The sequence below is a fragment of the Salinisphaera sp. SWV1 genome, assembly GCF_052044155.1.
Classification (GTDB): domain Bacteria; phylum Pseudomonadota; class Gammaproteobacteria; order Nevskiales; family Salinisphaeraceae; genus Salinisphaera.
The window spans coordinates 1-618 of record NZ_JBQDYE010000139.1 but is presented as its reverse complement, the minus strand read 5'-3'; the positions used below and the strand labels follow the sequence as shown (position 1 = coordinate 618).

The 618-nt window shown below is 41.6% G+C and carries 1 protein-coding gene; it reads right to left on the bottom strand.

Annotated features, from left to right (window positions below):
* The coding region (locus ACS8YF_RS19875; RefSeq protein WP_440851805.1) for a heme-binding domain-containing protein at positions 1-309 on the bottom strand (309 nt) is incomplete at its 3' end.
* Positions 310-618 lie beyond the last annotated feature (309 nt).

The following is a 618-nucleotide window of genomic DNA, read 5'->3' as shown; positions in this document are numbered from 1 at the left end:
CAGCAGTGCCGCACGCACGGCCTCAAGGTTAAAAGATTTATATCCAAGCTTAATGTCGTAATCCATCAACTGTTTCGCGCCAGGACTATAATAATAGGCGGGTAATTCTGCCGAAGGCGTGTGGCAATAGTCGCATCCTTTTTCGCGGAGAAAGCCTAAAACCTTATTATTTTCACTGACAGCAGATGCCTGAACATCGGCCTGTTTACTGCGTTTATTATCGTGGTACCACACATAACCAGATAACCCTAAATAGCAAATCGCGACGCCAGCCAGGCCGATCGCGGTAATACGTGAGACCATTTTCATTATTCTTCCCTCACGGTGGTGAGTTATTGTGACCCAGAAAATTTTCCAGAATGCTGCAAACGTCTCTGCGAGACAAAGCCATCATAAAAAACAGGGAGATACGCTTTTTGATAGGAATCAATCAATTACATGAATATAAACTATCAATAAGATAGCCTGTGCCTATTACCCAGATCAGGAATGGCATATCATGATTGCGGCGAGAGCAGGATTGAATGTTCTGAAAATGAAAAACAACACGAAATCCGTATTTTTATAAATTCCATGGATATTAGTGCGTTATATTTTTTGACAGGTTAATAAACGTGA